Annotated in this window: 24 protein-coding genes; 14 read left to right on the forward strand and 10 right to left on the reverse strand. The window is 41.5% G+C overall.

The annotated features are described in order from the left end of the window. Positions 1 to 110: 110 nt before the first annotated feature. The 5 genes from KUL10_RS14445 (at position 111) to KUL10_RS14465 (ending at position 3,920) form a co-directional block, all read left to right on the forward strand. Positions 111 to 701 (forward strand): FMN-binding negative transcriptional regulator, encoded by a 591-nt coding sequence (locus tag KUL10_RS14445; RefSeq protein ID WP_110429657.1) that lies wholly within the window; start codon positions 111 to 113, stop codon positions 699 to 701. 125 nt (positions 702 to 826) lie between these two features. After that, positions 827 to 1,558 carry a LytTR family DNA-binding domain-containing protein gene (locus KUL10_RS14450; RefSeq protein ID WP_110429658.1) on the forward strand — a complete coding sequence of 244 codons (732 nt, stop codon included), beginning with the start codon at positions 827 to 829 and terminating at the stop codon, positions 1,556 to 1,558. Between the two features lie 21 nt (positions 1,559 to 1,579). Then, positions 1,580 to 2,737, forward strand: a complete 1,158-nt coding sequence (locus tag KUL10_RS14455; RefSeq protein ID WP_110429659.1) for a sensor histidine kinase — start codon at positions 1,580 to 1,582, stop codon at positions 2,735 to 2,737. Then, positions 2,737 to 3,573 carry a LytTR family DNA-binding domain-containing protein gene (locus KUL10_RS14460; protein WP_110429660.1) on the forward strand — a complete coding sequence of 279 codons (837 nt, stop codon included), beginning with the start codon at positions 2,737 to 2,739 and terminating at the stop codon, positions 3,571 to 3,573. Before KUL10_RS14455 ends, KUL10_RS14460 begins: the two co-directional genes overlap by 1 nt. Before the next feature lie 26 nt (positions 3,574 to 3,599). Next, on the forward strand, positions 3,600 to 3,920 hold the full coding sequence (locus KUL10_RS14465; protein ID WP_110429661.1) for a DUF2007 domain-containing protein: 321 nt from the start codon (positions 3,600 to 3,602) through the stop codon (positions 3,918 to 3,920). Positions 3,921 to 3,922: 2 nt separating this feature from the next. Here the strand turns inward: KUL10_RS14465 and ruvX are convergent, their stop codons facing one another. The 5 genes from ruvX to KUL10_RS18670 form a co-directional block, all read right to left on the reverse strand. Further along, complete coding sequence (ruvX, locus tag KUL10_RS14470) at positions 3,923 to 4,345, reverse strand: Holliday junction resolvase RuvX (protein ID WP_110429662.1); 423 nt, start codon at positions 4,343 to 4,345, stop codon at positions 3,923 to 3,925. Then, entirely contained in the window at positions 4,338 to 4,904 is a 567-nt protein-coding gene (locus tag KUL10_RS14475) for a YqgE/AlgH family protein (RefSeq protein ID WP_110429663.1), read from the reverse strand. The genes ruvX and KUL10_RS14475 overlap by 8 nt, the downstream gene beginning before the upstream one ends. A gap of 78 nt (positions 4,905 to 4,982) precedes the next feature. Then, complete coding sequence (gshB, locus tag KUL10_RS14480; protein WP_110429664.1) at positions 4,983 to 5,930, reverse strand: glutathione synthase; 948 nt, start codon at positions 5,928 to 5,930, stop codon at positions 4,983 to 4,985. Between the two features lie 78 nt (positions 5,931 to 6,008). Continuing rightward, positions 6,009 to 6,737: a 16S rRNA (uracil(1498)-N(3))-methyltransferase gene (locus KUL10_RS14485; protein ID WP_110429665.1), complete on the reverse strand. Its 729-nt coding sequence runs from the start codon at positions 6,735 to 6,737 to the stop codon at positions 6,009 to 6,011. Between the two features lie 112 nt (positions 6,738 to 6,849). Continuing rightward, the gene (locus KUL10_RS18670) at positions 6,850 to 7,020 is read right to left on the reverse strand and encodes a hypothetical protein (protein WP_158525400.1); all 171 of its coding nucleotides are present in this window, start codon (positions 7,018 to 7,020) and stop codon (positions 6,850 to 6,852) included. Positions 7,021 to 7,301: 281 nt separating this feature from the next. Between KUL10_RS18670 and KUL10_RS14490 the strand changes: the two genes are divergently transcribed. Continuing rightward, entirely contained in the window at positions 7,302 to 8,129 is an 828-nt protein-coding gene (locus KUL10_RS14490) for a mechanosensitive ion channel family protein (protein ID WP_110429666.1), read from the forward strand. A gap of 161 nt (positions 8,130 to 8,290) precedes the next feature. Here the strand turns inward: KUL10_RS14490 and KUL10_RS14495 are convergent, their stop codons facing one another. Continuing rightward, positions 8,291 to 9,091, reverse strand: a complete 801-nt coding sequence (locus KUL10_RS14495) for a M48 family metallopeptidase (RefSeq protein ID WP_110429667.1) — start codon at positions 9,089 to 9,091, stop codon at positions 8,291 to 8,293. A gap of 116 nt (positions 9,092 to 9,207) precedes the next feature. Next, complete coding sequence (metK, locus tag KUL10_RS14500) at positions 9,208 to 10,359, reverse strand: methionine adenosyltransferase (protein ID WP_110429668.1); 1,152 nt, start codon at positions 10,357 to 10,359, stop codon at positions 9,208 to 9,210. 372 nt (positions 10,360 to 10,731) lie between these two features. Here metK and tkt point away from each other — a divergent pair, with 372 nt between their 5' ends. The 4 genes from tkt to KUL10_RS14520 are packed head-to-tail and all read left to right on the forward strand — an operon-like array spanning position 10,732 to position 15,938. Continuing rightward, positions 10,732 to 12,723 (forward strand): transketolase, encoded by a 1,992-nt coding sequence (gene tkt / locus KUL10_RS14505; RefSeq protein WP_110429669.1) that lies wholly within the window; start codon positions 10,732 to 10,734, stop codon positions 12,721 to 12,723. A 47-nt stretch (positions 12,724 to 12,770) separates the two neighbouring features. Continuing rightward, positions 12,771 to 13,796 carry an erythrose-4-phosphate dehydrogenase gene (epd, locus tag KUL10_RS14510; RefSeq protein WP_110429670.1) on the forward strand — a complete coding sequence of 342 codons (1,026 nt, stop codon included), beginning with the start codon at positions 12,771 to 12,773 and terminating at the stop codon, positions 13,794 to 13,796. A gap of 14 nt (positions 13,797 to 13,810) precedes the next feature. Then, positions 13,811 to 14,980 carry a phosphoglycerate kinase gene (locus tag KUL10_RS14515; protein ID WP_110429671.1) on the forward strand — a complete coding sequence of 390 codons (1,170 nt, stop codon included), beginning with the start codon at positions 13,811 to 13,813 and terminating at the stop codon, positions 14,978 to 14,980. Between the two features lie 58 nt (positions 14,981 to 15,038). After that, positions 15,039 to 15,938, forward strand: a complete 900-nt coding sequence (locus KUL10_RS14520; protein WP_110429672.1) for a fructose bisphosphate aldolase — start codon at positions 15,039 to 15,041, stop codon at positions 15,936 to 15,938. 106 nt (positions 15,939 to 16,044) lie between these two features. Here the strand turns inward: KUL10_RS14520 and ppx are convergent, their stop codons facing one another. The 3 genes from ppx to KUL10_RS14535 are packed head-to-tail and all read right to left on the reverse strand — an operon-like array spanning position 16,045 to position 20,146. Next, entirely contained in the window at positions 16,045 to 17,574 is a 1,530-nt protein-coding gene (ppx, locus tag KUL10_RS14525) for an exopolyphosphatase (RefSeq protein WP_110429673.1), read from the reverse strand. Further along, a complete protein-coding gene (ppk1, locus tag KUL10_RS14530; protein WP_110429674.1) occupies positions 17,575 to 19,644 on the reverse strand; it encodes a polyphosphate kinase 1 in 2,070 nt (689 codons plus the stop codon). It lies immediately after the preceding gene. Next, positions 19,637 to 20,146, reverse strand: coding sequence for a glycine cleavage system protein R (locus KUL10_RS14535; RefSeq protein WP_110429675.1), 510 nt, complete (start codon positions 20,144 to 20,146; stop codon positions 19,637 to 19,639). Before KUL10_RS14535 ends, ppk1 begins: the two co-directional genes overlap by 8 nt. A 91-nt stretch (positions 20,147 to 20,237) precedes the next feature. Here KUL10_RS14535 and KUL10_RS14540 point away from each other — a divergent pair, with 91 nt between their 5' ends. Genes KUL10_RS14540 through phoU form a run of 4 tightly spaced genes read left to right on the forward strand, consistent with a single transcriptional unit; the run spans position 20,238 to position 25,552 of the window. After that, positions 20,238 to 22,451, forward strand: coding sequence for an ABC transporter permease subunit (locus KUL10_RS14540; protein WP_110429676.1), 2,214 nt, complete (start codon positions 20,238 to 20,240; stop codon positions 22,449 to 22,451). Further along, positions 22,438 to 23,976 carry a phosphate ABC transporter permease PstA gene (pstA, locus tag KUL10_RS14545; RefSeq protein ID WP_110429677.1) on the forward strand — a complete coding sequence of 513 codons (1,539 nt, stop codon included), beginning with the start codon at positions 22,438 to 22,440 and terminating at the stop codon, positions 23,974 to 23,976. Before KUL10_RS14540 ends, pstA begins: the two co-directional genes overlap by 14 nt. A gap of 13 nt (positions 23,977 to 23,989) precedes the next feature. Further along, on the forward strand, positions 23,990 to 24,796 hold the full coding sequence (gene pstB / locus KUL10_RS14550; protein WP_110429678.1) for a phosphate ABC transporter ATP-binding protein PstB: 807 nt from the start codon (positions 23,990 to 23,992) through the stop codon (positions 24,794 to 24,796). A gap of 42 nt (positions 24,797 to 24,838) precedes the next feature. Beyond that, positions 24,839 to 25,552, forward strand: coding sequence for a phosphate signaling complex protein PhoU (phoU, locus tag KUL10_RS14555; RefSeq protein ID WP_110429679.1), 714 nt, complete (start codon positions 24,839 to 24,841; stop codon positions 25,550 to 25,552). Positions 25,553 to 25,630 lie beyond the last annotated feature (78 nt).

The raw sequence follows: 25,630 nt of genomic DNA on the forward strand, positions 1-25,630 counted from the left end.
GATATAACAATATTGAGTGTACTTAACGAAGTATACCGCTTAACTTTGCAAGAGCACAGCGATGTAGGTACAGTTTTTATTCCAGTAAATGATTCTGAGTAAGGTTATTGATGAAAAATAATGAAATAGATCCCCTCCTAATTACAGAGTTTATCGATAGATTTGGTTTTGGTACTTTGTTTTCTCAAGATTTACAAAGTACTCATTTACCTCTTCTGTATCAAAACGGCGTGATTACTGGACATATGGCAAGGAGCAATGGGCAGGCCAAATTACCCAACGGTGAACGAGTTAAGGTGGTTTTTAACGGACCTCATTCATATATTTCACCGACTTGGTATACCAGTAGACCTGCGGTATCGACGTGGAATTATGCTGCATTGCATTTTATTGGCCGATATGAGGCGCTAAATAGCAGCGATACATTAGCCATCATTAACGCATTAATAAGCAAATATGAGCCAGAAATTTTAGGTGACCAAACATTAAGTGATGATGCTTATATCCAGAAGCTTTTGAAAGCCGTGTGTGGATTTCAAATCATCATTGAGGAGGCTCAATTGATTGAAAAGCTGGGCCAACATAAAAAGTCAATAGATCAACAAGGCGTATTTGAAGCATTAATAGTAGCTGACACGAACAATTCCAGACAATTAGCGAATTACATGAAAGGAAGGGGGGTAGGCACTGGCCAACTGTGAAACTGCCTATTTCACGCCTACGACGTTTATCGCAGCCAGCCGTATTTCATCGCAAATAGTTTCAATTTTTTTGCGCAAGCGCATAACTTAACTACTCTGAACTAGCGAAAAAGAGAACATCGGCCATGCCTTCATTTACCTGTATCATTATTGATGATGAAAAATTAGCACGAACAAAGCTATTTGAGCTGCTTAAAATGTATCCTGAATGGGAAGTGATTGGTCAAGCGAGTGAATTCAACGAAGCGTTGGAATTAGTTGAAACATTAAGACCTGATGCATGCTTTGTCGATATCAACATTATTGGAGGCTCCGGTATTGAGTTAGTGAATCGACTGCACAATCGCGTTGATACTCAATTTGTATTTTCAACAGCCTATTCTGAGCACGCTATCACTGCGTTTGAATTAAATGCTACCGATTATTTACTCAAACCTTTTTCTCAAGAGCGCTTTGCCCAAGTACTAATGAAATTAGAGTCTCAGTTGGTTAAAACTGTGACAGCTCCACAATTGCATAAAAAATCGATACTAGCTGTGAAGTCCATTGGCTCCGTTCAATTTGTGGACGTGAAAGATCTTATTTGGATAAAAGGTGCAGCAAATTATGTTGAGCTGCATTTTAAAGATAAAATGCTACTACATAGAGAGACCTTGAGTAAGCTAGAAATGAAGCTCGATCAACAAAAGTTTGTAAGGGTACATCGAAGCGCCATGGTCAATCTCGAGAGTATTGATTCCCTTTCGAGTGAATTAGGCAGGCTAAGTTTGTTGCACCTGTCTAACGGCGACGAGGTGAAAATAAGTACCTCGCATAAAACTAAGTTGTTTGAATGTTTGGGTTTAGATGAGCACTAAATAAAAGGTTAGAAAAGTAGTATGACAACTAACAATATATTGCACGATAATGAACAAATTGAGCCCGTTAAGGACTTAAGAAAACCCTCATTTTGGTTGCTTCACTTGATAGGCTGGACGGTTTATTGGTTTTTGTTCGTAATAGAGAACACCATTATTACCGCGAAAGGGAGCTCAGGCTCTAGTTTTTTGATTGCATTGCCTTTATTTGTAAGTGCTTCGTTAGCGTTTGTACTGACAGTTCCACTTCGCTATGTGTATCAACGCAGTTGGCAGCTTTCAATGGGTAAGTTGCTAAGTGTTATCATCGCAGGTTGTGTCATCGTGTCATTAATTTGGACACCGACTAAAAACATGAGTATGTGGTTTTTTATGCATTATATCGAAGGTAAAGTACCCATGAGTGAAGCGGTCGAGGGGGGCGTCCCCTTCTTGTACCATTTCAATTCGATAGTCTATAGCTTAGCGATGATTCTGGCATGGAGTACGCTTTATTTTAGTATCAACTACTATTATCGACTTCAAGCTGAAAAGGAGTTGCATTTGGCGGCTGTTAGACTATCCCATAGCGCGCAAATAAAGATGCTGAGGTATCAAATTAATCCTCACTTTCTCTTCAATACATTAAATGCAATATCAACATTAGTGCTGACAGGGAATAAAGAAAAAGCAAATGGTATGTTGGTTAGACTATCCACTTTTTTGAGGTTCTCATTGGATAACGATCCTGAAAAGAAAGTGGCACTTTACGATGAATTAAAAGCCTTGATGTTGTATTTAGAAATTGAGAAAACCCGGTTTGATGATCGCCTTTCTGTTCACTTTGACGTGACACCAGAGGCTGAAAACTTATTAGTCCCCAGTCTTCTATTGCAACCTTTGGTCGAAAATAGTATCAAATATGCAATCGCTAAAATGGTGAAAGACGGTGAGATACAAATTAGTGCGCGGGTTGTCGGCAATCGCCTTTGTCTATCTGTTGCCGATAATGGACCTGACGCAAGTGAAATACTTGTCGATAATAAATTGGTTTTACAGGAAGATAGAAATGGAGTGGGGATACGCAATATAAAAGAGCGCTTGCGGGTGCTGTATCCCAACGTTCATAAATTTACAATGCGGCGTAACGAACTCAATGGACTTTGCGTGATGATAGAAATACCAACTGAGGCTAATTGATGCAACAAATTTCAGTCATTATTGTTGATGATGAACCTCTCGCACGCCAAGGGTTAGCATTGCGACTTAACGAATTTGATGAGTTCGAATTGATTGCGCAATGTGGTGATGGAGAAGATGCCCTTGAAGAGGTGAGCGTTCATCAACCCGATGTGATATTTGTTGATATTGAAATGCCAAGAATGAATGGAATTGAGCTTGCTAAGGCTTTACACGAGCGCTCAGTGAGCACGCAAACAAAACTGCCTAAAATAGTTTTTGTCACGGCATTCAAAGAATTTGCACTAGATGCATTTGAATTTAAAGCATTTGATTATTTACTAAAACCAATCTCAGATGAAAGAGTGACGAGCTGCCTTGCTAACTTAAAACACGAACTACAAGAAGAAAAAACGCTTGCTTTACATCAACAATTAGACAGCTTAATCACACAGAAGACGGGGGGATCGGTAAGCGGCTTCATTCGTCGTTTAGAAGATTTTGACTATCATGGCGTCAATGACTTAGCCCAACAAATAACACTTAAAAGTGGCAGTGATATTATTAGGATTGAGAGTGATAGTTTGTTTTGGATTGAAGCAGCGGGTGACTATATGTGCGTACATACAAGAGAAGGCACCCAGATTATTAGAAAAACCCTTAGTCAGTTTGAGCAAGAGTTAAACCCTAATATCTTTGCCAGAGTAAGCCGTTCTGTTATCTTAAATATAAGTAAGATTGTTAGACTGACGCCAAATTCTAATGGTGAATATGTTGCGACACTCTGCTCTGGAGATGAGGCAAAAGTCAGCCGAAACTACAAAGAAGCCTTATTTGAACGCGTTCATCCAAAGTAGCCTTTTATTCGAAAAGAGAGGACCTAATGCTTCGTCTATTCAGTCACCATGATCGATTCGAGGTCTATCGTATTTTCAATATGTTAGATGATGCGGGGATTCCTTGTTTTGTTAAAAATGAACTTATCCAAGGCGCAATAGGTGATATACCCCCTCAGGACTCTGAGCCAGAGGTTTGGCTGCATGATGTTCAGTGGGAGGATAAAGCTAAGCAACTGATTAGTGAATTTAATAGAGAGCAACAGTCGATGCAGAGCGAAAATAAAAGTCCCTGGATTTGTGTTAATTGTGACGAAAACAATGAGCCTAGTTTTAATGTGTGTTGGATGTGTCAGGCATCAAGATGAAGCTAGTCAAGCTGTGAAGTAAACCATGTCTCATAAATCAAGCATGCAGATACACTATCTACTTTTTCCTTTGTTAGCTTTTTAAAGCCACCCAGTTCAAAAAGTCTCTGTTTCGCATCTGCAGTACTAAGGCGTTCGTCGTAAGTATATACTTGCTTGCCAAACCTTCCATTGAGTCTATTCGCAAACTTTTTCGCCCGTTGAGTTATCTCCTGCTCCGTTCCATCCATATTTAATGGCAATCCGACAAGTAATGCGTGAGGCTGCCACTCTTCTATTGTGCGCTGGATCAACTCCCATCGAGGAATCCCGTCTACGGCTTTTAAAGCAGCCAAAGGAGAAGCCGTACCTGTGATACTTTGTCCGACAGCCACTCCAATACTCTTCAGACCATAATCAAATGCGATGATGGTTTGATTAGGCATGGCCAGCGTCTTGCGTGAGTTGCCAAACATCAATACCCAGTCTATTAACTGCTGCTTGCCAACGATTATGAATTGGAGTGTTAAACAAAAGGTCTAGATCAGCAGGGACCGTTAACCAAGCGTTTTCTTGTATTTCTTGTTCTAACTGGCCAGCTTCCCAACCGGCGTAACCAAGTGCAACAATAGACTTGTCTGGTCCTTTGTCATTACCGATGACGGAAAGTATATCCTTTGAAGTTGTCACCATTATTTCTGATGTAAGCTCAACGCTTGAGTTCCAACCCGGTTGACTACTATGTAGAATAAAGCCTCTATCTGGATGCACCGGGCCGCCGCACAAAACAATTGTTGACTTTTTATTATCGTCCACAACCGCTGTTTCGTCAGTTTGTGAAATCAACTCGTTAAAAGTCATTGTGGAGGGTTGGTTAATTACAATGCCCATTGCTCCGTTTTCATTGTGTTCACAAATATATGTCACCGAACGAGAGAAATACTTATCTGTTAGTGATGGCATCGCAATCAACAATTGATTTTCAAGCGTTTTTAGCTGTTGCATTCGTCTTCGCTTTATCCTTTTAATACTGCAATATGATAACTGCTAAGTGAAAAAGTATTGGTTTAAACTCGTTGAGTACTAGGCAATTCGTTTTTCGATTGCATCAAATAGCTTTGCGCATATGTTGATATCATAGGCGTTTTGTATTTCTTGTACGCATGTAGGGCTCGTGATATTTATTTCTGTCACTTTATCACCTATGACATCTAAGCCCACAAAAAGCAGCCCTTTTTCAGGCATTTCTTTCGCAATTTTGTTGGCAATTTCAAAATCAGATTCACTCAAAGGCTGAGGGCGGCCAGTGCCCCCAGCCGCTAAGTTACCTCTGGTTTCATTCTTTGCCGGCAATCTAGCCAAGCAATAAGGGATAACTTCACCATCGACAATTAATATTCGTTTATCGCCATCTTTAATTTCGGGCATGAATGCCTGAAACATAGCATAACGGGTGCCTAATTCAGTGAGCGTTTCGATTATCACTCCCAAATTATTGCCATCTTCTTTTACCTTAAAAATGGATGTACCACCCATTCCGTCAAGTGGCTTGCATATTATCGTGCCATGCTTGGCGTGGAACTCTTTGATAAGTTTACTGTTGCTGGTCACCAAAGTATCGGGTATCAAGTCTGGAAACCAAGATGTAAACAATTTTTCGTTGTAATCTCTAAGTGCTTGAGCTTTATTAACGACTAATGTTCCAGCTTGTTCTGCAAGTTCAAAAATTTGGGTAGCAAACAAAAACTCACTATCAAATGGCGGATCCTTACGCATCAATAGAGCATCTAAGTCAGACAGTATAATGTCCTGTTCGCTCTTAAATTCATACCACTTTGTTGGATCGTTCATTAGCTTGACAGTCTTTGTCATTGCTCTTGGTTGGCCATTATTAATGTATAGATCGGCCATTTCAATGTAGTGAATTTCATGACCACGCGCTTGCGCCTCAAGCATCATCGCAAAACTGGTGTCTTTTTTAATATTGATATTGCTAATGGGGTCCATCACGATGCCAAGTTTCAAGAGCATGTTCTCCAATAATTTGTTTGATACTTATTTGAACGCTAATAGTGGTGTTTGCTTTCACTAATTTCAAGTTCGGCAGTGTTATAGATCACCAAATAATGACTGTAATATCGCAATAGATGTAAGTGCGGCTGTTTCTGTTCGAAGTATTCGAGGGCCCATATTGGCCGAGAGAAACCCCGTTTGCTCACAGGTATAAACCTCTTGTTCACTTAAGCCACCTTCAGGTCCGATTAACAGTCTAACACCTCTCTTTGGCCTAGGCATGTGTGACAAGTATTGCCTAGCCTTTGGCGATAATATTACTTTCGTATCATCGGTTGTTTGTTTTTGCCAAGCTGAAAGGTCAATTGTTGGGTTAAGCAAAGGTATAACATTTCGGTTAGATTGTTCGCATGCCGAGATAATGATTTTTTTCCATTGCTCGTGTTTTTTCTGCCAACGGTCTTCAGATAGCTTCACTACGCAACGCTCTGTGATCACGGGGGTAATTTCTGAAACACCAAGTTCCACCGCTTTTTGAATTGCAAAGTCCATCCGGTCGCCTTTTGAGATGCCTTGGGCGAGATGAATGGCCAAAGGTGATTCGTTGGCTAGATTTAACTGGGAGTGAATTAAGACGAGCACGCTCGCCTTTGATAGCTCTAGAATTTCAGCCGGATAGTCACAACCGTCGCCATTAAATAAGACAAGAGGGTCACCAACTTTTAAACGAAGCACTCTTGACACATAATGACTGACATCACTTTCAAGCTGGACTTCATTGTCAACAACAAGATGAGAAGCTGTATAGAATCTTGATACACGCATATTTACAAGCTTTGTTTTTTCTAAATGCGTTTATGTTACCAGAGGTTTTGGTTCCCTAGAGAATTAGTTTTAGGTTGTTGTCGATTACGTGTGTTTATGAAGTACTAGTGTGCTAGGCAGCATTATTGGATGACTGCTCATTATCGACCATGCGTGTTTTAATTTGTTTTGGTACGCGCGGTTTAGACTTTCTGGCGTGAATAGTGTTCTTGCCTTTCGATTCGGTCATGCAAAAAACAAGTAATCCAAAAACGATAGCGGCGATGGTCAAAGAAAACAACATAATAACTTCCTTGCTAGAGGTATTTTAATCCTTAAAAAAACCACTGAAGAATATAGCAGGATTGTATATTTTGCAAGCAGTTAATAAAAAGTTCATAAAACGTCCTGTGTATAAAAAGTCTAGTATTTCTGGAGTGTAATTGTTATTTTACATTCGCTTTTCAGGCAAACCCAAGGCGATAAAAAGTTTGCTGAGGAAGCGCGTTATACAACAATTAAACTGGTGGATGGAGTAAGCATAATTTAACTACTCTACAACACCTAAAACAAAGGAAGTGTTCCATGTTCGATTTCTCTCAAGATGATGCGTCAAAATACTTAAATGATTACATCATTCCATTTGCAATTGATTTAGCAATGGCGATTATCATTTTTGTCATTGGTAAAATTGTTGTCAAAGTACTTGTTTCAGTATTGGGTAAACTGCTAAGCAAAGCTAACTATGACAATATGTTGGTTGAATTCTTAAAGTCAATTGCAAATGCAATATTGATGTTATTTGTAATTGTTGCTGCCTTAAACCAGTTAGGGGTGGATACGACGTCATTGGTCGCGATTTTGGGTGCTGCTGGTTTGGCCATCGGTTTATCTTTACAAGGCTCTCTGCAAAACTTTGCTGCTGGCGTCATGTTATTGGTGTTCAGACCGTTTAAAGCGGGAGATTATGTTGATGCTGGTGGTGTTGCTGGCACTGTGAAAAGTATCGGTGTTTTCTCAACTGTGATGAATACCCCTGACAACAAAGAAATTATTGTTCCAAACGGAAACATTTACGGCGGTAATATCATTAATTTCTCGGCTAAAGAAACACGTCGTGTAGACATGGTTTTTGGTATTGGATACGACGATGACTTGCGCAAAGCAAAAGCGCTGTTAGAAACCATGCTCAAGGAAGATGACAGGATTCTTCAAGATCCTGCCCCACAAGTCGCGGTCAGTGAACTTGGCGACAGCAGTGTGAATTTTGTTGTTCGTCCGTGGGTAAAATCGGCAGACTACTGGGGTGTGATGTTTGATTTCACAGAGGCAGTGAAGTTGCGTTTCGATGCTGAAGGTATTTCTATTCCGTTCCCTCAAATGGACGTGCACGTTCACAAAAACGAAGCATAATCATTAACGAACTTAAAGCGAGGAATAAGTAATTTCACTCGCACTAGCTATCTTATAAAAAACGCCCAATGCCAAATGGTTTGGGCGTTTTTTAAATACTGCTATCCCATTTTTGAAAGCCTCAAACGCCTTCAAAATCAAGAGGTGCCAGTTTGTAACGTTTATTTGCAAGTCGGCTTATTACTAACCTCGTCGTATATCGAAAGTGCACTGGACATATTGGCGTTTAGTTGTCTGATGCGTGTCTCCGATGAAGGGTGAGTGCTTGCCCATTCAGGCGGGGCTTTACCTTCATTTGCTGCTGACATATTTATCCATAATTGAACGGATTCACGAGGATCAAATCCCGCTCTTGCCATCAATTCTAACCCAATTAAATCTGATTCACTTTCGTGCTCTCGACTAAACGGTAGAATACCCAAATATTGAGCACCGATGCCAAATGCCTGCATAATTGTTGCTTTGTTTTCAACGTTATATGCATCTAGTGCGGCGGATGTCGCTTGAGCACCTGCACTTATAAGGGCGGAGCGAGACATTCTTTCATTGCCATGTTGTGCAATAACGTGACCTACTTCATGACCAATAACGGCTGCAACTTGATGTTGATTTGATGCTACTTCTAACAAGCCTGTATATACACCAATTTTTCCACCTGGCATTGCAAAAGCATTGGCTTGTGGGTCGTCAAAGACGACCACCTCCCAATTACCAGAAAAGACGGAATCTGGAAGTTGTTGAGTGATATGCTTGGCAATGCAAATGACATAATTATTCTCGATGCTTTTATTTGAAATCTTAATTTCTGACTTCATGGCGTTGAATGTTTGCTCACTCATTTGGCTCAATTGGTTATCAGAAAATAGCAAGATCTGCGAACGTCCCGTTGGAGATGTGGAGCAAGCAGATAATATAATGAATGCGAAAATGCCTAAGGTGAGGTGCTTGATTTTTGAGAGCATAATACTTCCAATGACAAATAAGATAGATGCTTTTTAACTAAAAAGCGCCTGTCAATTATGCATGATAGGCGCTTCGTTATCTATGGATGTTTTTACCCAAGCCTTACTTCGTTAACTTATATTTTTGCTTCTTTTTTTAGCTGTTCGGCTTTATCAGTTGCTTCCCATGGCAGGTTTTCGCGACCGAAATGTCCATAGGCAGCTGTCTGCTTATAAATTGGACGCTCCAAATCAAGCATCTTAATTAAACCATATGGACGCAAGTCAAAGTTAGCGCGTACGAGTTGAGTTAGTTGTTCATCGCTAATTACACCCGTTCCAAATGTTTCGATACTGATTGAGGTTGGCTCAGCAACACCAATCGCATAAGAAACTTGAATTTCACAGCGTTTAGCGAGGCCAGCAGCTACTATATTTTTAGCGACATATCGACCTGCATATGCTGCTGAGCGGTCAACTTTAGACGGATCTTTACCGGAAAATGCTCCACCGCCATGACGTGCCATGCCGCCGTATGTATCCACGATGATTTTTCTACCCGTTAAGCCGCAGTCACCCATTGGTCCGCCGATAACGAAACGACCAGTCGGATTAATATGAAATTGAGTGTCTGCGTCTAACCACTTTTGTGGTAGTACAGGCTTGATAATCTCTTCCATCACTGCTTCACGAATAATCTCGTTTGAAACACTGTCACAGTGTTGCGTGGACAATACTACTGCATCAATGCCGACAGGTTTGTTATTCTCATATTTAAACGTGACTTGGCTTTTTGCATCAGGACGCAACCAATCAAGCTTACCTGATTTTCTCATCTCTGCTTGGCGTTGCACTAAACGATGAGCATAAGTAACAGGTGCTGGCATTAACACATCGGTTTCGTCACTTGCGTAGCCAAACATTAAACCTTGGTCACCCGCACCTTGTTCTTCTGGAGAAGCACGGTCAACCCCTTGGTTAATATCACCCGATTGCTTACCTATTGCGTTTAATACTGCACAAGAATCAGCATCAAAGCCCATATCAGAATGCGTATAACCAATTTCTTTAACCGTTTTGCGAGTTAACTCTTCAATATCTACCCATGCTTTTGTATTTATTTCGCCGCCTACCAATACCATGCCTGTTTTGACAAAGGTTTCACAGGCTACACGCGCTTTCGGGTCTATTTCTAAAATGGCATCCAAAACGGCATCTGAAATTTGATCCGCGATTTTATCTGGATGGCCCTCTGATACTGATTCAGATGTGAATAAGTGTGCAGTCATTTATTATCCTGTATTCATAAAGGTGCATGCTGATACCAAGATTTATCGGCAGGCACGCGTTAAATAAGATTGAATTTTTATCATTCTTTACTTCTAGACGTCTAAAAGTCTATATGATTTAACCGTGTTTACGCAAATTTCTTTAACTAAGTTTAAAAATTGCTTAATAAATTTCATTAATACCTATTATTAAAATGGCTATCCTATTGAATAATATAAAGAAAATTTAATAATCTTGTTTATAGCAAAAAAATCAATAAACAAACTCTTATTAAGCATTGAACAAGTGTAGCGGCTATTAGAGAATAGGCGTCCAAATTTTGAGGCTGTTAGCCTTGATTGTCGCTATTTTAGACGTACTAAGGAGAATTCATGTCATCACGTCGTCATCTCGCCAACGCGGTTCGCGCGTTAAGTATGGACGCTGTTCAACAAGCTAAGTCAGGTCACCCAGGTGCCCCTATGGGTATGGCTGACATTGCACAAGTGCTTTGGACTGATTTCATGACGCATAATCCAAACAATCCAAATTGGTCTAACCGTGACCGCTTTGTTTTATCAAATGGCCATGGCTCCATGTTGTTGTACTCATTACTTCATCTAACAGGTTACGATTTAGCGATTGAAGAATTAAAAAACTTTAGGCAACTGCATTCTAAAACGCCAGGACACCCTGAATATGGGTACGCGCCAGGTGTTGAAACGACGACGGGACCTTTAGGTCAAGGTATCACAAACGCGGTCGGCATGGCGATTGCCGAAAAAGTATTAGCTGCTCAGTTTAACAAAGAAAACTTTGATGTAGTTGATCACAACACGTTTGCGTTCCTTGGTGACGGTTGTCTAATGGAAGGTATTTCTCACGAAGCGTGCTCACTAGCAGGTACTTTGGGCCTTGGTAAGCTTGTCGCATTTTGGGATGACAACGGAATTTCTATTGATGGTGAAGTACAAGGTTGGTTCAGCGACGACACACCTAAGCGCTTTGAAGCTTACGGTTGGCAGGTTATTACAGATGTCGATGGACATGATGCTGATCAAGTCGCTGCCGCAATCGACAAAGCTAAAGCTGAAACATCAAAGCCAACGCTTATCTGTTGTAAAACCACGATTGGGTTTGGTTCACCAAATAAAGAAGGCACTGAGTCATGCCACGGTGCGCCACTAGGCGAAGATGAAATCAAGCTCACTCGTGAAGCTTTAGGCTGGACACACGGTGCATTTGAAATTCCAGATGACGTTTATGCTGGTTGGGATATGAAAGCAAAAGGCAGTGAAGCAGAAGCCAAGTGGAATACTTTATTTGCCGAGTATCAAGCTGCATATCCAGAACTAGCTGCAGAGTTCACCCGACGTCAAGCAAATGAATTACCGGCTAATTGGTCAACAGAGGCAAACAAATATATTGCTGAGCTACAAGCTAATCCGAGCAACGTTGCGACGCGTAAGGCTTCTCAAAATGCACTAAACGCCTTTGGTCCTTTGTTACCTGAGTTATTGGGCGGTTCAGCAGATTTGGCGGGCTCTAATTTAACTATTTGGTCAGGCAGTAAAGGCGTAGAAGCCGATGATGCTTCAGGCAACTATTTGTACTATGGTGTGCGCGAGTTCGGTATGTCTGCAATGATGAACGGTATTTGCTTACACGGCGGTTTTAAAGCTTACGGCGCGACGTTCTTGATGTTCATGGAATACGCTCGTAACGCAGTGCGAATGGCTGCACTCATGAAGCAACCTGCAATATTTGTATATACACATGACTCAATTGGTCTGGGCGAAGATGGCCCGACTCACCAACCGGTTGAACAAGTGGTTGCGCTTCGTGCAACGCCAAATCTAGACAACTGGCGTCCATGTGACCAAGTAGAATCTGCTGTTTCTTGGAAAGCAGCGATCGAGCGCACTGATGGCCCAACAACACTTATCTTTACTCGCCAAGGTTTACCTCAGCAAGCAAGAACAGAGCAACAAGTTAAAGATATTGAAAAGGGCGCATATGTGCTTATCGAGCCAAGTTCTGCTCCTGAAGTAATTTTATTGGCAACCGGTTCAGAAGTTCACTTAGCTGTTGACGCTGCAGAAAAGCTTACTGCGGAAGGCAAAGCCACGCGCGTTGTATCAATGCCTTGCACTGATTTATTTGATCGTCAGTCAGCTGAATATAAAGCGTCTGTTTTACCGTCTAATGTCACCAAGCGCGTTGCCGTTGAAGCACTAGCTAAAGACACGTGGTACAAGTATGTCGGCCTTGACGGTGTTGTCATTGGCATGGATACTTTCGGTGAATCTGCACCTGCGGGTGAGTTATTCAAGCACTTCGGTATTACTGCAGATGCAGTTTACGAAGCAGCAAAAGGACTCTAATTAGTCTTGAAAAATCAGTCTAATCAACCTTCTGCGCGGTTCTTAGTATGCTAAGAATCGCCATTAACGGGTTCGGACGAATAGGACGAAATGTTTTACGTGCGCTCTATGAATCAGGCGCGCGCCAATCAATGCAAATCGTCGCCATCAATGAAGTCGCTGCACCTGAAGGTGTTGCGCATTTGCTTAAATACGATACCGCGCATGGCCGCTTTAAACAGGCAGTCAACTTAAATGGCAATTTGCTCAAAGTCGCAGAAGACGAAATCGAATTGCTTCAAGTCGACAACCTCGAAGACTTGGATTGGACCTCGTTTGATGTGGATATCGTGCTTGAATGCACGGGTGTCTATAGTGCAAGAGAAGATGCGCTGACGCATATAAAAAACGGTGCCCAAAAAGTATTGTTTTCTCAGCCTTGCGGTCAAGATATGGACGCGACTATTGTTTATGGTATTAACCATGAAAGCTTAAACGATAGCGATATAGTTGTGTCTAACGGTTCATGCACCACCAATTGTATTGTGCCGATTATTCAAGTACTCGATCAGGCTTTTGGCGTCGAGAGCGGCACGATTACTACGATTCATTCATCCATGCACGACCAACAAGTCATCGATGCTTACCATCCTGACTTGCGCAGAACACGCGCGGCCAGTCAGTCAATCATCCCAGTTGATACTAGGTTGGCTGTAGGGATAGAGCGCATCTTGCCTAGGTTTGCAGGAAAGTTTGAAGCTATCGCGGTAAGAGTGCCGACAATCAATGTTACTGCGATGGACTTAAGCGTAACGGTCTCTGCCAAAGTCGATATTGCAGATGTAAATCAAGCAATTCAACAGGCCGCAAACGGCTCGCTGTCACCTATCATCGACTACACCGAAGAACCTTTAGTGTCAGTCGACTTTAATCACGATCCTCATTCATCCATTGTCGATGGTACGCAAACACGGGTCAGCCACAAACAGCTGATCAAAACGCTCGTTTGGTGCGATAATGAATGGGGATTTGCTAATCGAATGCTCGATACTGCATTATATATGTATCGACTAAGTCATACTCAACACGCTTAATCAAGGAATTTACTATGCCTATCAGTTCAATGTCGCAAATCAGTCTTAACGAAAAACGAGTGCTGATTCGACAGGACTTAAACGTGCCTGTAAAAAATGGAAAAGTGACGTCTGATGCACGTATAAAAGCATCTATCCCAACTATCAAACAAGCTTTAGAAGCCGGTGCCGCCGTATTAGTGATGTCTCATCTTGGACGTCCAACTGAAGGCGAAGCTGATGAAGCATTTTCGCTAGCCCCTGTCGTTGATTACTTAAATGATGCGTTAGATACCAAAGTGACACTAGCCAAAGACTACTTAAATGGTGTTGACGCTAAATATGGCGAAGTAACTATTTTAGAAAATGTTCGCTTTAATAAAGGCGAAAAGAAAGATGATGAAGCATTGGCGAAGCAGTATGCTGCATTGTGTGACGTGTTTGTTATGGATGCTTTTGGCACCGCGCATCGTGCTCAGGCGTCTACACACGGCGTTGCTAAATTTGCTAAAGAGGCATGTGCGGGTCCGCTGTTAAGTGCAGAGCTAGATGCCTTGGGTAAAGCCCTAGACAATCCTAAGCGTCCGATGGTTGCCATAGTAGGTGGTTCAAAAGTATCAACAAAGCTGACTGTGCTAGAATCGTTGTCATCAAAAGTTGATCAATTAATTGTGGGGGGCGGCATCGCGAATACTTTTATTGCCGCTCAAGGACATAAAGTCGGTAAGTCATTGTATGAAGCTGATTTAATTGATGAGTCTTCAAGACTGATTAAGCAAGCGCAAGATAATGGTGGTGATATTCCTGTGCCGACTGATGTGGTAACAGGTAAAGAATTTTCTGAAAGTACGCCTGCCGAGTTAAAAGCGGTTAGTGAAATTAGCGATGACGACATGGTATTTGACATCGGACCTGAAACTGCCGAGACACTCGCGCAAATTCTGAAAAATGCAGGTACTATAGTATGGAATGGCCCAGTGGGCGTATTTGAGTTTGAACAGTTTGCAGCCGGAACAAAAGCAATTGCCATGGCGATTGCCGATAGTGACGCGTTTTCTATCGCTGGTGGAGGTGATACTTTAGCCGCAGTTGACCAATTTGGCATTGCAGACCGTGTATCATACATTTCTACAGGTGGTGGTGCATTCTTAGAGTTTTTAGAAGGGAAAACACTACCTGCGGTAGCTGTTTTAGATAGAGGGTAGTTGTATTAGGTCAACACACATTTTTAATACCTAGTACAGCATATTAAAGGAGAAGAAAATGGCGTCTCAGGCACAGCGAGATATGCTTCAAAAGATCCAGGATAAAGTGGGTTTTATTGCGGCATTGGACCAAAGTGGAGGCAGCACACCAAAAGCGCTTAAATTATACGGCGTTGATGAGTCTGCATATTCAAACGATGATGAAATGTTTGCATGCGTTCACCAAATGAGAACACGCATTATCACCAGCCCAGCATTTGAAGGGGAGCGAGTGCTAGGTGCGATACTGTTTGAAAATACTTTGGATCGCGACATAGAAGGTAAGTCTTCGGCTAACTATCTGTGGCAAGAAAAGAACGTAGTACCATTTTTGAAAGTGGATAAAGGCTTAGAAGATGAAGCTAATGGCGTTCAACTAATGAAGCCTATTCCAGGCTTAGATGAGCTATTAGCAAAAGCGAATGCACAAGACGTCTTCGGAACAAAGATGCGCTCTGTTGTTAAGCTAGCTAATCAACAAGGCATCGCCGACGTCGTTGCTCAGCAATTTGAAGTAGGCAAGCAAATCTTGGCCGCTGGTCTTGTACCCATTATCGAGCCAGAAGTTGATATCAACAGTGCAGAAAAAGCAGAAGCTGAGGCTATGCTTAAAGTTGAAATTATTAAGCAACTAGATGCTTTAGATGAAGGTCAAGACGTCATGCTTAAGCTGACGCTACCTGAAGCTGCTAATTTTTACTCAGAATGTGTTAAGCATCCACGCGTATTAAAAGTCGTTGCGCTTTCTGGTGGTTACAGCCGAGATGATGCGAATCAAAAACTGTCTGAAAACAACGGCATGATCGCTAGTTTTTCACGTGCATTGACACAAGGTGTTAGCTTTCAGCAAACAGATGATGAATTTAACGCCACGCTTAACGACGCTATTCAAGGTATTTACGACGCTTCAAATAGCTAGTTTATAAGCTTTCTAAAAGCGTATTTTATATCAAAGCCCCAATGAGATTACTCAATGGGGCTTTTTTGTGCTTTAGCTAATCAGATTTGGAGCATTCGACTGAACATCAAACAATGTCTAAAGTTATTCCCAATGTCTGCTGATACTCTGCTTCTGCATCTATATCAGCTAGCAACAAGGGAGAATTATCAAACCAGTCTTCTGGGAATATCAGAGAAATTTTGTTTTCTTTACAGCGAATTTGATACTCAGGGAGCATGGTTTCTTGTCGGTTTATATTCAACAGCACGCCCAAGCGTAAAACACTTAATAAATATTTAAGGCTTTGTTCATCATAATTTGCGAAGGTCGGTAAGTCTGCAAGCTTGATCTTCTTACGGTGATATCGAACCAGTGTTGCAATTAGTTTTTGTTGCTCTTGGTTGAAACCAGGCAAGTCTGATTGTTCAATAATATAGCTAGAATGACGCTGAACACCTCTTGAGTTGATCTGCAAACCGACCTCGTGAAGCAATGCAGACCATTCTAGAAGATGCTTAAGCTCTTCGTTATTAATAGCCCATTTATCTTTGACTGCCTCATAAATTGACAGACAGTTGGACCATACTTTCTGCGCATATTGTGTGTCGACGTCGTAGCGGGTTGCTAAACTGTGCGCGGTACGTTCACGAATATCGCTTCGGTTATCGTCGGTCTGAATTTCGTATAATACGCCTTCTCGTAGCGCGGCAGAGCTTGTTTGCATTTCTTTTAAATTAAGGCTTTTAAACACCGCAAACAGAATGCTTAGACCGGCTGCAAAAACAGGTCGCCGATCATCGGTTAGATTCAGGAAATCCAAGGCCTCTGCGGTACCTTTATCTATGCACTGTTTGATTAAGTCAGTTAAATCAGAGTAGGTGATAGGGACATCAATTTCAGATTCTTTTAAACCAGCAATAACGGCTGCAATGGCCCGAGCTGTGCCAGAGGAGCCGATTGATGTTCCCCATTCATGACGCTTTAAATTACCGACAACAAGTTCTATCTCTCTGCGTGCTGCAGTGATTGCTCGGTCGAAACGCTTACGTGTTATCACACCATCTTTAAAGTAGCGCTGCTGGTAGCTGACGCAGCCCATTTGCACGCTTTTGCAAAGCAAGGGAGAAAAATCCGCACCCAGCGCAAACTCTGTTGACCCCCCCCCGATATCTACGATCAAGCGTTTGCCAATGGTCTGTGTAGTATTAGCAACGCCCACGTATATTAACCGGGCTTCTTCTGGTCCCGAAATAACTTCGATACGATAAGGAAATACCGCTTTTGCTTTTCGCAAAAAGGCCCTGGCGTTTTTGGCTCTGCGAAGGGTGTGAGTAGCGACCACTCTTACGTGAGATGGATCGAGCCCTTGCATTGACTCTGCCATACTTTGCAAAGTGTTAAGGCCACGTGTCATGGCTTCTTCGCTTAGCATTTGATCGCTGTCTAAGCCGTCTGCTAAACGCACTTTGTGTTTCACTTTTTGTACAACTTGCATCGAACCCGCTAGCATGCGAGCTATCACTAGATGAAAGCTATTTGAACCGATATCCAGCGCCGCATATAAATTAGCATCACGACCCTCAACACCTGCAAATGCATGAGATAAAGTACTCACTTATAAAGCTTCCTTTCGAGTTAAAAAGCTGTGTGTTTCAATTTGAGAACGCAATTTTTTGCGATTTCCGCGCTGTACATAATTATTGATTTGATGTTCGTCTATGACTCTTGCTTTTAGCGTATCTTTAAACTGAAGTTCCACTAAATCTTCAATCAGTTGAATCGCATCACTGTCATAAACAGGGCAACCTACCTCAATACGATAGTCCATGTTTCGGGTCATCCAGTCGGCAGATGATATATACACGCGTTTGTCACCACCATTGTTAAAGATCATGATGCGCGGATGTTCAAGGTATCGATCGACGATGCTAATAACTTCAATATTTTCGCTCAGGCCTTTTTTACCTGGGATCAAAGAACACATTCCGCGAATAATCGCTCTGATTTTCACGCCAGATTGACTTGCTCGATACAAGTCGTCAATCAGTTCTTTGTCGACTAAATTGTTAATTTTCAGCGTGATTTGACCATCATGCCCTTCGGTTACACGCTGAATTTCTTGTCTGATCAATGACTGGATTTTGCTTCTGGCATTCACTGGCGAAAGCTGTAAGTGAGCAAACTTCTGTTTTTTGAAAGGGTTTTGAATCATATCAAAGACTTGAATACACTCTAGGGCCAGTTCTTGATGACACGTAAAAAGGCTCAAATCGGTGTAAATTTTGGCGGTTTTCTCGTTGAAGTTACCCGTCCCAAAATGACAGTAGTGTTTAATGTTGCCTCGCTCTTCACGAGTGACCACGCAAAGCTTGCTGTGAATCTTCACATTTGGGTTGCCCAATACCACTTTAATGCCTGCGTCGGTCATGCGTTTTGACCACTCAATATTCGCTTCTTCATCAAAGCGCGCACGTAACTCGACAACTACGGTCACACTTTTACCATTGTCGACCGCGTCGATCAGTGAGTTAATAATCCTAGACTGAGAGGCAACACGATAGATGTTGATGCGTATGTGTTTGACCAACGGATCAAATGCCGCTTGGCGCACAAATTCGGTAAAATGCAAAAACTTATGATAAGGGTAGTACAGCAAAATATCTTGCTTCGCGATGGCTTGAAAAACGGTATCGTGTTCTGCAAATGCTTTGTTTGAAATCTCTTCTAATTCATTGTGTTCTAAATAGGCTCTGCCTACGTTGGGAAAACCAATAAAGTCTTTAAAGTTGCGATAATGACCTGCAGATTGAATGGTATCCGTGGATGAAATACGAAGTCGTTTGCGCAGGTCCATCACCATATCTTCTGGCATGCCGTCATCGTGAATAATTCGGACAGGCTCGGCGATTAATCGTTGCTTCATACCCTCGGACATCTTATCAACGTAACTTTCGTCAATTTCATCATTGATTGAGTATTCGGCATCTCGTGTTATCTTAAATGAATAAGCATCTGCGGTATCAAATTTAACAAAACCTTTGAAAATATCATCCAAACAGAGTTTGATAAGATCATCAATCAGAATAATTTGTTTTATTTTTCGTGTCTTTTTAGGGGGGAGTAATATAAATCGACTAATTGCATTTGTGGGGACCTCTACCACCGCGTATTTGGTGTTACGCCCTTCGCGGCGAAGCGCCACATCTAAATATACTGAGCTGTCGTTCAAACGCTGAATCAGTTGAACTTTGTTATCTAACAGTATCGGGGCCACATGCAGTAATACTTTGTTTGTAAAATATTTTCGTGCCCATTTCAGTTGCTCTTCGTCTAAATCTCCGTGCCGCAGAATATGGATATTATATTTTTCGAGTGACCTAACCACGTTTCTGTGAGTTTGGTCAAACTTTGTCGACAGTGTTTTTACCTTAGTTTGAATTTGACGCAATAAGTTACTGTATGTTTCGGCTCGTTCGTCATCATCGTCGTTTTGGCTAATCGTAATTTGACGCTTCACATCAGCGACTCTTACTCGATAAAACTCATCGAGGTTATTTGAGTAAATACCCAAAAACCGCAACCGCTCAATGACAGGCGTGTTTTCATCTATTGCTTCTTGAAGAACCCGTTCATTGAACGCTAGCCAGCTTAATTCTTTCGGAAAGTATAATTCAGTATCATTCATAGTTTGCTTCAATCTCAACCATTAGATCGTCGCTGATGTTTTCTATCGCTTCTTGTACTTCATCAAGGTTAACTGAATCGGGTTGAGCGACACTGACTTCAGCATTAAATACAGGGTTCCCCCAATTGGGAGCGCTAGTGCACGTTGTATTCATTTCGATAATATTTATTTCAAATCGCTTTAATGCCGAGGTTATGTCACTGACAATACCCTTGCGGTCATTCGCCGTGACTTTAACAAGCGCAGTTTGCGTTTTTATGTCATCGAAAGAGTCAGAAGGGGAGAGCGTAATTGATAACTCTGCAATCTTTGCACAACTATCTTTTAATAGTTGTTGGTTTTCTTGCGGTAACATTACCTCTATGAAGCCAGCGAATTGTCCCGATAATTGACAGAAGCTGCTTCTTAACCAATTACCATCTGCATCGGTAATGCATTTGGCGATTGCGTCTACCAAGCCAGCGCGATCTTTGCCTATCAGTGTCAGTACCATAGCGTGCATTTAATATTCCTCTATACTATTGATTTGTGCGTCTGTTAATGCTGTAGTACGCGCAAAGAGTCCTTATATTTCGTTAGTTTAACCTCACTACATGAAGACGCAAGCACAGAACGCCTTTAATCGAAAGCGCACCAGATTAGACTGGATTGCTCGTCAAGTAATGACCGCATCAGGATGGTTAGTGCTGATGATGTTTTTGCTTTTAATCGGGCATATATTCTTTAATGTAGTGCCATTGTTTAAATCACCTCATTTGACCTTAGACTATCGAGTTGGGCTTCCTGAAGATATGATTCAGCCGAGAGTAATGGAGCTGATTTCAGGACCATCTTTGGTCGGCAAGCAGGGGTGTGACCTTGTTGTCGCTCCGGTGAAAAGCGATTCGGGAGACCGATTGGACGTTATCAAACGATTTCCTTTTGCGTGTGATGCGAATATTAAACTACATACTGTCAACAAAACCGTTTTTGTTAGCTCGTTTAAAACCAACGATATAATTGAAATATATGAGTTGGTTGACGAACAAGACGGCCTCGCCTTGATACTTAAGTCTTCAATAGCGATTCCCAGTATATTATTCAATCAGTTGACACAAACCTTATCCTCTGATTACCGCTTCAGTTTTGACTTTGTAGGTGAATTGGCGGTTATTATTGCTCAACCGACAGAAACTATTGCGCAAGTCGATGAAGTGAGTGGAGATAAGCAGCCGAAAACTGAACAGCGTGCGTTTCAAAGCTACGCAATCTGGTTTGAATTGGGTAAACCACAGAATCTTTTTGTTCAACGCATCCCGCGGGCAAAGCGAGTAGTCCCCGTTACAAAACTTCAACAACTGGTTTTGTTTGACGAAAAATCGGTTAGTTTCGTTGATAAGTATAACCAGCAACTTTCTGCTCAGGTATTAGACCAAGACCTCGAATCCATTGCCCTCAGTCCCAATTCTGGTTCTATTCTCGCGTTTGGTGAAAAACAAGTAATGTATCGTTGGGTTATGCTGAACCAAGCGGGTAAGTTTGTTTTCAAAAACGATAAATCAATTGATGAACGTGTTCATTCCCCAGTGATTGATATCGCCTTTGATGCAAATTCAAACAGCGCCGTTTTGTTTTATGAAGACGGTGCTTTTGGGTTCATGAATAGTATTAGTTCACAACTATTTGCTTGGCGAGCCTCTGACTTTAACGTAAGTAAAATCCAATGGATTGGGAATAAAATATATGGGTTCAACCGGGATTTAGTATTTGTTTTCACGCCCCAGAACCTTCAGGGTATCACTACCTTCAAGAGCGTATTAGGGCAAAATTGGTATGAAGGTTACGACGAACCAAGTTATGCCTGGCAAACAAGCAGCGCTGATCAGCATTATGATGCGAAATATAATTTAGTTCCGCTATTGATCGGCAGTCTTAAGGCATCTTTGTTGGCGCTAATAGTGGCTATTCCTCTAGCAATTGGAGCGGCGATTTATACCTCGTATTTCGCAACGCGTTCGGTTAAGACTTATTTGAAACCTAGCATTGAAATGCTCGAAGCCGTACCTTCCGTTATTATCGGTTTTATTGCTGCGGTTTGGTTGGCGCCACTTGCAGAACAATTTCTTTTGTCTATTTTGATTTTCATTATTTTACTGCCCTTTTTCTTAATCATTGCCGCTGTTATACAGCCAATTCTTTCGGTTTTCCTGAGCGACCGTTTTAATCGAAACTGGGAAGTGTTTTTCATTGTTATATCCACTACCTTTTTAGCGTTCTTTGCTTTCGCTTTAGGTGAAATATGGCAAATTTATCTAACAGAGATGAACTCGTCTTCAGCACTTCAATCAGTTCTATCAATATCCAAAACTACTTTAGTCGTGTCGGTAGCATTGGGGGTAGCAATTGCTCCTAGTATATATTCACTTGCCGATGATGCACTAAACGAGGTGCCCAAAGGGTTGATAAACGCCTCATTTGCGCTTGGCGCATCTCGACTACAAACCTTAAAAACAGTAGTTATCATGGTCGCACTCCCCAGTTTGATCTCTGCTGTAATGCTCGGTTTTGGGCGCGCCTTTGGTGAAACGATGATTGTATTAATGGTGACGGGAAATACACCCGTTAGTGAATGGAGTATTTTTGAGGGGCTGCGTTCGATGACAGCAAATCTAGCGATTGAGCTTCAAGAATCAGATTCTGGCAGTGCACACTTCAATCTCTTGTTTTCGACGGCCGCCATCTTATTTTTGTTTACATTTATTTTAAATACTGCAGCTGAGTTACTGAGAAATAGATTGAGAAAAGTGGTAGGCAATGGCAAAGACTAAACTCAATCATCAACAACTGCATGCTTTCAGTTCAATTACGTCGGGCTTCGCGGCCGCATTATTACTGATTACTTTGATAGCCCTTGTTATTTTTATTTCTATCAGGGGGAGTGCTTATTTTTGGCCAATGACTATTTATCAGGTTGATTTTACTGACACTTTTAAAAAACAGACTAGCACCTATCAGATCAGTGCTTGGGACAAAGAGGAACTACTGGCTAATTTGAATAGTCGAGTGCAATCACAATTTGTTAATCAACAAACTGAAGCGCCATACTTTCGAATAAATATTTCGCAAGATGTATTTCAGGTCATTTTGAAAGACGGAAAGGTAAAGTTAGGAAAGTTAGTTAGCCTTAATTCTCCCAATGGCGTAAGCAACAATTTCAAAGACTTTGAAGCCGTACAAGAAAACGTAAAGCTACTTTTAAGTTCGCTCGAAACAATACAATTTGAACAAATGGCGCCTCTGCATGAGCGTTTATCTCAGTACGATAAGAATCAAGTAGCCGAAGATGCCCCAGCGCGACTTAGGGTGCTAGATGCATTTTTCCTTGCGCAAGAAAAGTCTAACGACTTACAGATTGAATTAGAGAAGTACTTTATTTTATTTGAGGATGCCCAAAAGCACCAGTTTAGAATTGATATCCGAGATATCGAAGCGGTATACCAACCTAACGAGATGGAAATATTTGCAGAACTGGAATATATGTTGGAAAGAATTGTTCAGTTCTTGGGTGACTCACCAAAGCAAGCGGCCACGAGTGGTGGAGTATTTCCGGCGTTATTTGGTACGGTAATGATGGTGTTAATAATGGCGGTTTTAGTCGCGCCTTTAGGCATTATGGCGGCCATTTATCTTCATGAATATGCCCCAGAAACTGCGTTTACCTCGTTTATTAGAATCAGCGTTAGCAATATGGCGGGCGTCCCATCTGTAGTGTACGGGGTTTTTGGTTTAGGTTTTTTCGTCTATGTGGTTGGCGGTACAATTGATAGCCTTTTCTACACTGATAGTTTACCCAGCCCAACATTTGGTGCCCCGGGTTTATTTTGGGCAGCTCTGACAATGGCTTTATTGACATTACCCGTCGTAATTGTGTCAACAGAAGAAGGTTTGCGAAGAGTGCCTGGTGGCCTTAGAGCTGGGGCCTATGCTTTAGGGGCAACTAAATGGGAGACAGTGACAAAAACGGTCGTGCCTATTGCTAGCCCAGGAATGATTACAGGGTTGATACTGGCAATTGCTAGAGCTGCAGGTGAAGTCGCCCCCTTAATATTGGTAGGCGCGGTCAAGTTTGCACCCAGTTTGCCTGTTGATGGAGAGTTTCCGTTTCTACATTTAGAGCGTCAATTTATGCACCTTGGCGTTTTTATTTATGACGGGGCATTTCACAACCAAACTAACACTCAGGGTTCTGCAATGATGTTCGCGAGTTGTTTGTTATTGTTGATAATTGTGTTTGTGTTGAATCTTTTTGCTATTGTAGTTCGCAACAAATTACGAAACCGTTACACCCGTTAAGATGGTTAATTAGATGCTAAAGTTATTTGAATCTGAAATACAAGATATAGACTTGCTCAAGGATGACGAACTTGCAGTTGATATCAAAAATCTCAGTATAAAATTGAACGGTAAAAAAGTACTTAAAGACATTAGTATGCGTATTCCTAGGCATATGACTACAGCTATGATTGGGCAAAGTGGGTGTGGTAAGACTACTTTGTTAAACAGTCTCAATAGGATGAATGAACTCAACCAGCACTATTCTTTTTCTGGGGAAGTGTGGATTGAAGGACGCAACGTTTATAGTAAAAAAGAAAATGTCGCCCGTTTAAGAACCAAAGTAGGGATGGTTTTTCAACGACCTAATCCGTTCCCGATGAGTATATACGAAAACGTATGTTTTGGTTTGAAAATTCAGGGCATGAGTGAGCGTCGAAAGCTAGATGATGCTGTTGAAAAAGCACTTAGAAATGCAGCTCTATGGACAGAAGTTAAAGACCGTCTTTTTGATTCTGCACTTACATTGTCCGGCGGGCAACAACAGCGATTAATGATTGCTCGTGCACTCGCGCTTGAACCTGAAATTTTGCTTCTTGATGAGCCAACCTCAGCCCTTGATCCGCTCACCACGCTTCATATTGAAGAATTGATCAATGATTTGAAAAAAAGATGTACTATCATTATTGTGACGCACAACATGCAACAAGCCGCTAGAGTTTCTGACTATGCTGCTTTTCTGCATCAAGGTGAATTGATTGAGTATTCCGATAGTGACTCTTTGTTTACAATGCCAGCGAAGAAACAAACAGAAGACTATATTACTGGGCGCTATGGATAGTGAAACTCGCATGTGCTTTGTTTAGGGTAAAAAGGGGGCTCAATGAAAAGACATATCCAGTTAAACACGCATATTTCCGGCAAGTTTAATCAAGAATTGGAAAATTTGACAAACTCAGTATTGACCATGGGGGGCGAGGTAGAGCAGCAACTTCAAGATGCTATGGTCTCAATTAGAGAAAATAACGCTAAACTTGCCGAACGAATCGTGCTGAATGAATCACGCATTAATTCAATGGAAATGCAAATCGATGACGAATGCATGAGAATAATAGCAAAAAGAAACCCAACTGCAGGTGATTTGCGTCTGATTATGATCATTTCGAAAGCGGCAACTGATATCGAACGAATCGGAGACGAAATTCAACGTGTAGTAAGGCTGGTGACAAAAGATAAGTTGCCACCCTCAGAATTAATTCAAAGCGGTATGCTCATGCTAGCTGAAAAAATTGTTGTTATGATGCGTGGCTCCTTTGATGCATTTGCTAGACAAGATGAAAAATCTGCGATTTCAGTCTATAGTCAAGATAACTTGATTGATAAAAAGCATAAAGAATTATTAAAACAAACAGCTGCCGAAATGAGTCAAAAAGACGAAGTGATCGCAGATTGGTTTGAAGTGCTTTGGGCGATAAGAGCGTTAGAGAGAATTGGCGATCGTTGTAAAAATATCTGTGAATATATTTTGTATCTAAACTACGGTAGTGAGGTGCGTCATACATCTATGAAGAAAACCTTAAAAAAACTTAGTAAATAATCGTTAAAATCGCTAAACTTCTTCGCGGTTGCGTATCTTGCTGATTCTGGTATTTTATCGCTTTTTTCTATCAATCAC

It is taken from the genome of Glaciecola sp. KUL10 (assembly GCF_003203515.1).
GTDB lineage: Bacteria > Pseudomonadota > Gammaproteobacteria > Enterobacterales > Alteromonadaceae > Glaciecola.

Coding starts and splice junctions, on each gene's coding strand:
- KUL10_RS14450 (WP_110429658.1), top strand. CDS start 827: ATGCCTTCATTTACCTGTATCATTATTGATGATGAAAAATTAGCACGA.
- pstA (WP_110429677.1), top strand. CDS start 22,438: ATGGCAAAGACTAAACTCAATCATCAACAACTGCATGCTTTCAGTTCA.
- KUL10_RS14445 (WP_110429657.1), top strand. CDS start 111: ATGAAAAATAATGAAATAGATCCCCTCCTAATTACAGAGTTTATCGAT.
- KUL10_RS14490 (WP_110429666.1), top strand. CDS start 7,302: ATGTTCGATTTCTCTCAAGATGATGCGTCAAAATACTTAAATGATTAC.
- metK (WP_110429668.1), bottom strand. CDS start 10,359: ATGACTGCACACTTATTCACATCTGAATCAGTATCAGAGGGCCATCCA.
- KUL10_RS18670 (WP_158525400.1), bottom strand. CDS start 7,020: ATGTTGTTTTCTTTGACCATCGCCGCTATCGTTTTTGGATTACTTGTT.
- KUL10_RS14475 (WP_110429663.1), bottom strand. CDS start 4,904: ATGCAACAGCTAAAAACGCTTGAAAATCAATTGTTGATTGCGATGCCA.
- ppk1 (WP_110429674.1), bottom strand. CDS start 19,644: ATGAATGATACTGAATTATACTTTCCGAAAGAATTAAGCTGGCTAGCG.
- KUL10_RS14520 (WP_110429672.1), top strand. CDS start 15,039: ATGGCGTCTCAGGCACAGCGAGATATGCTTCAAAAGATCCAGGATAAA.
- pstB (WP_110429678.1), top strand. CDS start 23,990: ATGCTAAAGTTATTTGAATCTGAAATACAAGATATAGACTTGCTCAAG.
- phoU (WP_110429679.1), top strand. CDS start 24,839: ATGAAAAGACATATCCAGTTAAACACGCATATTTCCGGCAAGTTTAAT.
- KUL10_RS14460 (WP_110429660.1), top strand. CDS start 2,737: ATGCAACAAATTTCAGTCATTATTGTTGATGATGAACCTCTCGCACGC.
- KUL10_RS14535 (WP_110429675.1), bottom strand. CDS start 20,146: ATGCACGCTATGGTACTGACACTGATAGGCAAAGATCGCGCTGGCTTG.
- epd (WP_110429670.1), top strand. CDS start 12,771: ATGCTAAGAATCGCCATTAACGGGTTCGGACGAATAGGACGAAATGTT.
- tkt (WP_110429669.1), top strand. CDS start 10,732: ATGTCATCACGTCGTCATCTCGCCAACGCGGTTCGCGCGTTAAGTATG.
- KUL10_RS14485 (WP_110429665.1), bottom strand. CDS start 6,737: ATGCGTGTATCAAGATTCTATACAGCTTCTCATCTTGTTGTTGACAAT.
- KUL10_RS14465 (WP_110429661.1), top strand. CDS start 3,600: ATGCTTCGTCTATTCAGTCACCATGATCGATTCGAGGTCTATCGTATT.
- KUL10_RS14455 (WP_110429659.1), top strand. CDS start 1,580: ATGACAACTAACAATATATTGCACGATAATGAACAAATTGAGCCCGTT.
- gshB (WP_110429664.1), bottom strand. CDS start 5,930: ATGCTCTTGAAACTTGGCATCGTGATGGACCCCATTAGCAATATCAAT.
- ruvX (WP_110429662.1), bottom strand. CDS start 4,345: ATGCCTAATCAAACCATCATCGCATTTGATTATGGTCTGAAGAGTATT.
- KUL10_RS14540 (WP_110429676.1), top strand. CDS start 20,238: ATGAAGACGCAAGCACAGAACGCCTTTAATCGAAAGCGCACCAGATTA.
- KUL10_RS14495 (WP_110429667.1), bottom strand. CDS start 9,091: ATGCTCTCAAAAATCAAGCACCTCACCTTAGGCATTTTCGCATTCATT.
- KUL10_RS14515 (WP_110429671.1), top strand. CDS start 13,811: ATGCCTATCAGTTCAATGTCGCAAATCAGTCTTAACGAAAAACGAGTG.